Source organism: Paenibacillus sp. LHD-38 (assembly GCF_031157315.1).
In the GTDB taxonomy this organism is placed as follows: domain Bacteria; phylum Bacillota; class Bacilli; order Paenibacillales; family Paenibacillaceae; genus Pristimantibacillus.
In genome coordinates this window covers 37,186-45,269 of sequence record NZ_JAVIFU010000055.1, presented here as the reverse complement: position 1 = coordinate 45,269, position 8,084 = coordinate 37,186, and the positions used below count along the sequence as shown (strand labels likewise).

Annotated in this window: 8 protein-coding genes; 4 read left to right on the top strand and 4 right to left on the bottom strand. The window is 49.4% G+C overall.

Going from position 1 to position 8,084, the window contains the following annotated elements:
* Positions 1-179 precede the first annotated feature (179 nt).
* The gene (locus RCO25_RS29450; protein ID WP_308999646.1) at positions 180-1,229 is read right to left on the bottom strand and encodes a GerMN domain-containing protein; all 1,050 of its coding nucleotides are present in this window, start codon (positions 1,227-1,229) and stop codon (positions 180-182) included.
* Positions 1,230-1,360: 131 nt separating this feature from the next.
* Between RCO25_RS29450 and RCO25_RS29445 the strand changes: the two genes are divergently transcribed.
* Both RCO25_RS29445 and RCO25_RS29440 read left to right on the top strand, forming a co-directional pair.
* Positions 1,361-1,900: a phosphatidylglycerophosphatase A family protein gene (locus RCO25_RS29445; RefSeq protein ID WP_308999645.1), complete on the top strand. Its 540-nt coding sequence runs from the start codon at positions 1,361-1,363 to the stop codon at positions 1,898-1,900.
* A 141-nt stretch (positions 1,901-2,041) separates the two neighbouring features.
* Positions 2,042-2,722, top strand: a complete 681-nt coding sequence (locus RCO25_RS29440) for a TIGR00266 family protein (RefSeq protein WP_308999644.1) — start codon at positions 2,042-2,044, stop codon at positions 2,720-2,722.
* A 239-nt stretch (positions 2,723-2,961) separates the two neighbouring features.
* Here RCO25_RS29440 and glpX read toward each other — a convergent pair whose 3' ends face one another.
* Together glpX and RCO25_RS29430 are read right to left on the bottom strand one after the other, a co-directional pair.
* On the bottom strand, positions 2,962-3,933 hold the full coding sequence (glpX, locus tag RCO25_RS29435; RefSeq protein ID WP_308999643.1) for a class II fructose-bisphosphatase: 972 nt from the start codon (positions 3,931-3,933) through the stop codon (positions 2,962-2,964).
* Between the two features lie 266 nt (positions 3,934-4,199).
* A complete protein-coding gene (locus tag RCO25_RS29430) occupies positions 4,200-4,538 on the bottom strand; it encodes a discoidin domain-containing protein (RefSeq protein ID WP_308999647.1) in 339 nt (112 codons plus the stop codon).
* A gap of 29 nt (positions 4,539-4,567) precedes the next feature.
* On the opposite strand from RCO25_RS29430, the gene RCO25_RS29425 reads away from it, so the two are divergent.
* The gene (locus tag RCO25_RS29425) at positions 4,568-5,410 is read left to right on the top strand and encodes a sensor histidine kinase (protein WP_308999642.1); all 843 of its coding nucleotides are present in this window, start codon (positions 4,568-4,570) and stop codon (positions 5,408-5,410) included.
* A gap of 24 nt (positions 5,411-5,434) precedes the next feature.
* The gene (locus RCO25_RS29420) at positions 5,435-7,048 is read left to right on the top strand and encodes a response regulator (RefSeq protein ID WP_308999641.1); all 1,614 of its coding nucleotides are present in this window, start codon (positions 5,435-5,437) and stop codon (positions 7,046-7,048) included.
* On the opposite strand, the gene RCO25_RS29415 is transcribed toward RCO25_RS29420, so the two are convergent.
* Entirely contained in the window at positions 7,045-8,082 is a 1,038-nt protein-coding gene (locus RCO25_RS29415; protein WP_308999640.1) for an MBL fold metallo-hydrolase, read from the bottom strand. The two genes, RCO25_RS29420 and RCO25_RS29415, sit on opposite strands and share 4 nt — an antisense overlap.
* Positions 8,083-8,084: the final 2 nt, after the last annotated feature.

The following is an 8,084-nucleotide window of genomic DNA, read 5'->3' as shown; positions in this document are numbered from 1 at the left end:
TTCGCATCCTCCGCACCTATCCTCACGGACTAGCACTATGCGTCAGCTATGTACTTCCGCCACCTCGCAGTGTACTGGAGACTTTCACTCCCTAGTCGATTGCGCTGCCAAGCGCACAAGAGGCTGTTCAACAGCATTCGCTTTTGAACAGCCTCTTTATTCGAGTTTATGTTATTTCATTATGATTTAATCGCATTGACATGATGCGGACGGCCAACCGGCTCGCTGTAAGATTTATTTGCCTCGTCGACTACATTCGCTTCGCCGTTCAATTTAATTTGAACCGTCGATGCGCCAGTATTTTCTGTCACGGACAAAACAAGCGCCTGCAGCATTTCAGTCGGGAGCTTCTGTCCTTCCTGGTAAGCCTCATCCTGCAAATCTACCGTGACGACATCGCCATCCTGCACGATGTTCTTCACCTGTACATCCGGAAGAATAACGCTGGTCAGCTCTTTTTTGTTAAGCGGACCTGAAATCAGTTGTTCAAGCGCTGCTTGTGCCGGAGATGACGAACGCGCCACAAGTCTTGTAACGGGTACGTAATATTGTTCATCGTTTAATGTTACTGCAGAGAAATAAAGGGTAACCGGCGTCGATTGCGCATAATTGACGCCTTCTGCCGCCTCAATATTGATGCCTACAGCCCGTGTCAGCGTTTCGTCTAACGGATAACCGTCAACTGGCATTTCCGGCAGCTTGGCGCCTTCATACCAGATTTCAACGCCTTCAATGCCTGTCATAGCCGTCAGCGTCCAAGTGATGGCTTCTACGATTGTACGCTCATCCTGCACGTTGTAATCATTAAACGGCTCGGAAAATTCAACCGTCGCAATCTTTTGCTCCTTATCGACTTTATACGATTTAATTTGTGTGCCTTGCGGGATCACCGCGCGGAAATCCTCAGGTAGTTGACTGGCATAAGCTCCGTTTTCCACCATCATTTCAAGCGCCTTCTGCCCGGCTTGCTCATTAGCGCCCAGCGTGGTTTGAAGAGAGATCGGCGCCAAGTAGCCATTGCGATCTTCCAGATACACGGTCATTTGGTTTTCTTCGCCAACGACGGCCTGTCCGGTTTCAGCACCTTCCGTGCCATCCTTTACCTCAATCTGAGGCGGATCAATATTTTGGCTTGTCTCCTGCGAGAACAATACGCAACCTGACGTTAGAATCGGCAAAACGAGAACCCCTGAAAGTACTGCACCCCTAATCCATCTTTTTTGAATCATATTGACCTTTCCTCCCTAATCGAGTTTTGCCTGGCGGCTTTGTACAACTCCTTATTTGTAGTACTATGTATACGAGCCCTTCCCTTTTTTAGACCAGTTTTGTCCATAAAATCCTAAGGGGGAACAAAAACATGTCCAATCCCGAAATTTACAGCCTCAACAGCCGCAAAGTGGCCGAGGCAACAGACGAATGGCTCATCAAACGCGGAGTAACGAAAATGGCTATCGCCGAGCTCGTGCATTTTTTGCAAAAGGATTATTTTCCTGACCTGACGCCTGAGGATTGTATTGTTCATGTGAATGCCGTCCTATCCAAGCGCGAGGTTCAAAATGCTGTTCTGACTGGGATTCAGCTCGATATTCTCGCCGAGGAAGGCAAATTGATGGCTCCTCTGCAGGATATGATCAAGTATGATGAGAGTCTTTACGGATGCGACGAAATTTTGGCCCTATCCATTGTGAATGTCTATGGAAGCATCGGCTTTACGAATTTCGGTTATGTCGACAAGCTGAAGCCGGGCATTCTGGTCAAGCTGAACGATAAAAGCGACGGGGAAATCCATACGTTTCTGGACGATATTGTCGGAGCGATCGCAGCATCGGCAGCAAGCCGAATCGCTCACCGCAGACAAGCAGAGCGGGAAGGCGTTACGCAGCCTCCCCTTGATTAATCGGGGCTTACGAAGCAGGATTTTGCATTCGCAAAACCTTAAAGCCTACCCTTACGAAGCAGGATTTTGCATTCGCAAAACCTTAGGCTCATCCTTACGAAGTAGGATTTTGCATTCGCAAAACCTTGAGGAGGTACATTCATGAATTACGATATTTTTTATAAAGGCGCTTTTGCCATGTTGAAAGTGAAGCTGAATCCGGGGGAAAGCGTTAAAGCCGAAATGGGCGCCATGGTCTCCATGTCGCCGAGCATCGACCTGAAGGGCACAGCCGACGGCGGAATTATGCGCGGACTAGGAAGAATGCTGAGCGGAGAAACGTTCTTTTTTCAAGAGATGAAAGCGGTTCGGGGTCAAGGTGAGGTTCACCTTGCTCCCCCCTCTCTCGGGGATATCGAGGCCATAGAGCTGGACGGCTCGTACAAGCTTTACGTCCAAAAGGACGGTTTCTTGGCAGGCACTAGCGGCATAGAAGTCAATACCAAAATGCAAAACCTCGGCAGGGGACTCCTGTCCGGCGAAGGCTTCTTTATTGTGGAAATCAGCGGACGGGGCACCGTATTCCTCTCCTCCTATGGCGCGATTCATGCGCTGAACCTGAGCGCCGGCGAAGAAGTCATCATCGATAACGGGCATTTGGTTGCATGGCCGGGTTATATGAATTATACAATCGAGAAAGCCTCCAAGGGCTGGCTGTCCAGCATCACGAGCGGTGAAGGCCTTGTCTGCCGCTTCCGCGGCGAAGGCGTCGTTCTAATCCAAAGCCGCAATCCCGCAAGCTTTGGAACTTGGTTGAAAAAGTTCATCCCTGGCGGTAATTAGCTAACAACAGCAGGATAGTGATTCAGCTTCTTTACTCCCAGAACTCATTACATAGGATCAGCTCGTCTAATGACGGGCTGGTCCTTTTTTCTATTCGCTACCATGGAGGTAGAACCATCCGCCCAGGCGCTTGCACAACCGGCACAAGAGCTTCAGGCGACCGCACAAATAAATTCACCGTGTAATAAAGGGGGCTGCCTCTAAACGGTCATTGTGACCTTTAGGAGCAGCCCTGATTATTATTGATTGCCGTTTAGAAACGTCTTGTTCGGCAAATAGTGCAAAGCGCGCACGAACCGCACGGTTTTGGTCTTGGCCCGCATCACGATGGAATGCGTCTCTGCCCGTTGGTCCGGGAAGTATTGCACCCCGCCCAAAAACTCGCCTGGCGTAACACCCGTTGCCGCAAAATATACATCGCCCGTCCCGATCATGTCCTCCATCGTAAGCACGCGGTAAGGATCTTCGATCCCCATTTGAACGCAGCGATTATACTCGTTGCCGTCGGCCGGCATTAAGCGCGCCTGCAGCTCGCCTCCCAAGCATTTAAGCGCTGCGGCGGCGATTACTCCTTCCGGCGCTCCGCCGGAGCCCACATACAAGTCGATTCCCGCTTCAGGGAAAGCCGGAGCCATCGCACCGGCAACGTCGCCATCCGACAAAAACTTGATGCGAACGCCTACCTTGCGAAGCACTTTAACGATGGATTCATGACGCGTACGGTCCAGAATCATTACCGTCAGATCCGATACTTTCTTGTTAAGAGCATCCGCTGCTTTACGCAGCGTCACATCCATCGGATCCGTTATGGACAGCTTGCCTACAAGAGCAGGACCGAATGCAAGCTTCTCCATGTACATATCCGGCGCATGCAGCAGCTGTCCTTTGCCAGCGACTGCAAGAACGGACATCGCATTATTTAACCCTTTCGCTACGATTTCCGTGCCTTCAAGCGGATCGACCGCGACGTCAACCTCCGGTCCGTTCAGACTGCCTACCTCCTCGCCTATGTACAGCATAGGCGCTTCATCCATTTCCCCCTCGCCTATGACGACCGTTCCGCGAATGGATACAGAATCAAACATCGAACGCATCGCGGATGTAGCCGCTCCGTCAGCGCTATTCTTATCGCCTCTCCCCATCCACGGCGCGGATGCGAGTGCTGCTAATTCCGTTACCCTTACAAGTTCTAATGCCAATTCTCTCTCCATAATCCAGTCTCCTCTGCTCTCTTATGACGGAATAGATCATTAGCACACATGTTGAAGTCATTTCCGTTATTTAATATGTATCATATATTTATATATGTCGCAATATATATTTGTCGTCTTCATTAAATCATCATAATTAAAATGTAAACTTCCTAATGCTCAAAAACTACGCGATATATAACAACAAAAGAGCATATCCTCGCAGGAAACGACCTGCTCAGAAATGCTCTCTTGTTTATTTTGAGATATCAAACAATAAAATCCGGCTATTCGTAAATCTCAATTTCAAAAAGCGAAGGGCCGTATGGCGGCAATCCCTTATCCGTAATCAAAACGCGCACATATCTTGCGTCCACGCTGTTATCGAGTGTTATGGATTCCGTAAATTGGGCCGGCTCCAAGCTTCTGTTCAGTGAATGCACGATATGCCAATCCGCGCTGCCCGAAGATAAATCACTGTCCGCTGCAGCCACTTGAATATCCAAAGCTTTTCCATAGGCAGCTTCCCATGTTAGAACGATTTTGCCAATAGATTGTTCGCTGTTCAAGTCAATGAAGAACCATTCCGACTTGTAAGGAGCCCATCGTAAAAAGCCAAAATCTATTTTACGGCTCCGTAGGTTTGCTGCTTATTATGAGTTTACACGCAGGTTATTTGCTGTACCGGAACGTACAACGGCCGATCGGCTTGCTGATCCGAAGCGTTAAGCGTCTTCAAGAGGGCAATTATTCTACCCGAATAACCGTGAATCCCAAAAATGAATTCACCTATTTGTTTCAGCGGTTTAATGACATGGCTGCTAATACCGAGCAGCTCATTCAGAAGGTTTATGTCGAGGAGCTGCGCAGGCGCGAAGCCAATGTAAAGCAGCTGCAATCCCAAATCAATCCGCATTTTTTATACAATTGCTTTGCGCTTATCCGCAGTCTAGCAAGACTTGATAAGAAGGAATCCGTCATGAAGCTGGCCATGCATCTCTCCACCTACTACCGTTATACGACGAGGGTCGAGAAGATGACGGCTTCCTTGAAGGAGGAGCTACAGCTGGTTGAAAGCTATTTGGAGATCCAGCAGTTCCATATCCAGCATCTTTCCTATCGCATCCAAGTGCGCGAGTCGATGCTGGAGACCGAACTGCCGAGGCTGCTGCTTCAGCCCATTGTAGAAAATGTGGTGCTGCATGGGATTGAAAGATTTGACGGGGACGGTGTCATTACCATTTCCGGTGAGAGCGATGACCGTTACCATACGCTTATCGTGGAGGATAACGGTATTGGGATGACCGAGGAAACGCTGCGTAAGCTGGAGAAAAAAATTATGAATCCGCCTGATGATTCGAGCGGCTGCGCACTGTGGAACATTAGGCAGCGCATGCTCTTCCAATTCGGCCAGGAGGCTTCCATTACCTTCCGGATTCGCGAAGAGGGCGGCGTAGCCGTATACCTGACTTGGCCGCACGAAAACTATTCCATCTAGATTGAACCATAGGATCTGTTGACCTTGTACCAATTATTAATCGTTGACGATCAACCTGATCTTGTTGAGGATCTAGCCAGCAATTTGCCCTGGCAAACCGTAGGTATCGATTCCGTTTATCAAGCACATTCCGGCGCTGAGGCACTTGAAATTATGAATGCTACGCCCATCGATATCGTCATCACGGATATTCATATGCCCGGCCTCTCCGGTCTCGATTTAATTGAACAGATCCGGGCATCATGGAGCAATGTGAAATGTATATTGTTATCCGGCTACAATGATTTTGAATATGCCAAAAAAGCGCTGCAGCATCAAGCAAGCGACTATTTGTTAAAGCCCGCCGAGGACGATGAGCTGCTTCATGCGGTTAAGAAGGCCGTGCTGCAGCTGGAGGAGCATTGGAAGGCGATCAGCTCGCATCAGAGCGCTCTATCCTCCCTGAAAGATAATTTACCTATATTGCGTAACCATCTGCTGCTCTCTCTTCTTCAGGGCCAAGCCTATAGTGAAGAGAAGCTGACGGAGAAGCTTGATATGCTGGACCTTTCCTTTAAGCTGCATGCCCCGCATTGCCTGATGCTGCTGCGGGTGGAAGACTATTTTTACGAACAAACCGAGCGTGACAGCTCTTTGCTTGAGTATGCGGTTTGCAATATCGCGGAAGAGATCTTTTCCGATGAATATAAGCTGTGGCATACGAAGGATGAGCACGGATATTTTGTATTTGCTATCATGAGCAAAACACATAACCGTCTGGATCAAGCCCCGCTGCTTCATTTGATCGAGCAAAAGGCGGCGCAGCTCCAGCACTATGTGAAGCTCTACTTAAAGGGCACCATATCGCTTGTGCTTACGAAACAGGATGCATTTCCGCATGAAATGCGCGAAACCTATGACTTTTCGCTCATCAATTTTAGGCAGCGCATCGGAAGTGAACGAGGTTTTTTATTGACGCTGACAGAGGAAGCGCAGCATGGAGAGGCAAACTCCCTTTCTCATTTGTATAACCCGCCGCTGCTGATCCATTTGCTGGAGGCCGGTCAATGGGAGACGATTGAGGGGAAGCTGAAGCTGGTGTTCGAGGAGCTGGTACATAAATGGGGCGAATCGCATGAGCATATCTTGGAAACGTATTTTATGGTTGTCAGCTCACTTAGCTTCTCGATTCACAAAAACAAGCTTTGGATGGCCGACATCATGGGTCCGGAGTTCAACCAGCTGCTAAGCGGCCCCAACTTTCATACCATAAAGCAGCTTCGTACGTGGACAGCTTCGGTGCTTGATGCTTATAGAAGCCATATGAGCAGCAGAGTTCAGCACTCCCGTTCCAGTACCGTACAGAAGGTACAAGAATACGTATCCAGCCATCTGGAGGAAGCATCGCTGCAGACGATTGCCTCTCACGTCTTCTTGAATCCTTCCTACTTGTCGAAAATTTACAAGCTGGAAACGGGCGAGGGCATAAGCGAATACATTTCCAGATTGAAAATGGAAACCGCAGCGCATATGCTCCGCACCACCCCTGATAAAATTTACGAAATAGCTGCTAAGCTCGGCTACTTGAAAACGAGCTATTTTATCAAAGTGTCTAAAGACCGCTACGGCATAACGCCGCAGGAATTCCGTGACCGTTAGCCTTTGACCGCAGAGAAATAACAGATGCCAGAAACGGCAGACGAAGCAATACGAGCCTTTCGCTCCAAATGAACCAAATGCGCCAGCGTCTCCGACATGGCAAATCTTAATTGATGGGCATTGCCGTTTAAACGGCTTCCGAATAGAGCCTCGCACATGCCATAGGCGGTGCGGGGCTCTTTTGCGAGCATCGCTGCCATTTTGTCGAGTCTGCGGCTATGATGCTGTTGAAGCTCCGTAATTCTGTCATTAAAACCGGCGAAGGGATCACGATGTCCAGGAAACGCCAGCGAAACCTCGAACTGCTTAAGCGCCTGCAGGCTTTGGAGAAATTCCTCAAGCGGGTCGCCGTCTTCTCCAGGTACGATACTTACATTTGGCGTAATATGGGGCAGCACCTGGTCACCGCACAGCATCCATTTCCGTTCCTGCTGATAGAAGCAGAGCTGACCGCTCGCATGGCCTGGCGCATCAATTAACAGCCAGCTTAGTCCCCCCATCATGAGTTGTTCACCCGCTTCGAAATAGGTGACCGCAGGCTGCGGAGAAACCATGCTTACAAACGTCTCCAGATTCTCCGCGATGGCCTCTCTTTCCTTAATCGGCATGCCATGTTTCTCATACAGCGATTGCAGCTGCTGGGAGAAATCGCTTCCTTCTCCCCAGAGCCTTACCGCATAAGCATGCGCCTTGCGTGTCATATAGACGGGTGCACCGCTTTTCTCCTGCACATATCCCGCCAGTCCGTAATGATCGGGATGCTGGTGCGTCAGAACGATCCGTGAAATTTTCTTCCACTGCAAGCCCTGCCGCTGCATGACTGCATCCCATACTTTTATGGCTTCGTCCGTCCGCAGTCCAGGATCAACAAGCGTAAACCCGTCGGCCTCCGGGATCAGATAGCTGTTTACCCATTTCAGCGAAAAAGGCACAGGGACCTTTACCTGCAGCCACTCCTCCTGCAAGGCAGTGGCGTATAAAGAAGCATCCGCTTCTAATTCCGGAAAATGCGTGTCATTCCTTTGCTCTGTCATCT

Excerpts from the sequence above, each read along its gene's own strand:
- RCO25_RS29450 (WP_308999646.1), bottom strand. The coding sequence starts at position 1,229 with ATGATTCAAAAAAGATGGATTAGGGGTGCAGTACTTTCAGGGGTTCTC.
- RCO25_RS29445 (WP_308999645.1), top strand. The coding sequence starts at position 1,361 with ATGTCCAATCCCGAAATTTACAGCCTCAACAGCCGCAAAGTGGCCGAG.
- RCO25_RS29440 (WP_308999644.1), top strand. The coding sequence starts at position 2,042 with ATGAATTACGATATTTTTTATAAAGGCGCTTTTGCCATGTTGAAAGTG.
- glpX (WP_308999643.1), bottom strand. The coding sequence starts at position 3,933 with ATGGAGAGAGAATTGGCATTAGAACTTGTAAGGGTAACGGAATTAGCA.
- RCO25_RS29425 (WP_308999642.1), top strand. The coding sequence starts at position 4,568 with ATGAGTTTACACGCAGGTTATTTGCTGTACCGGAACGTACAACGGCCG.
- RCO25_RS29415 (WP_308999640.1), bottom strand. The coding sequence starts at position 8,082 with ATGACAGAGCAAAGGAATGACACGCATTTTCCGGAATTAGAAGCGGAT.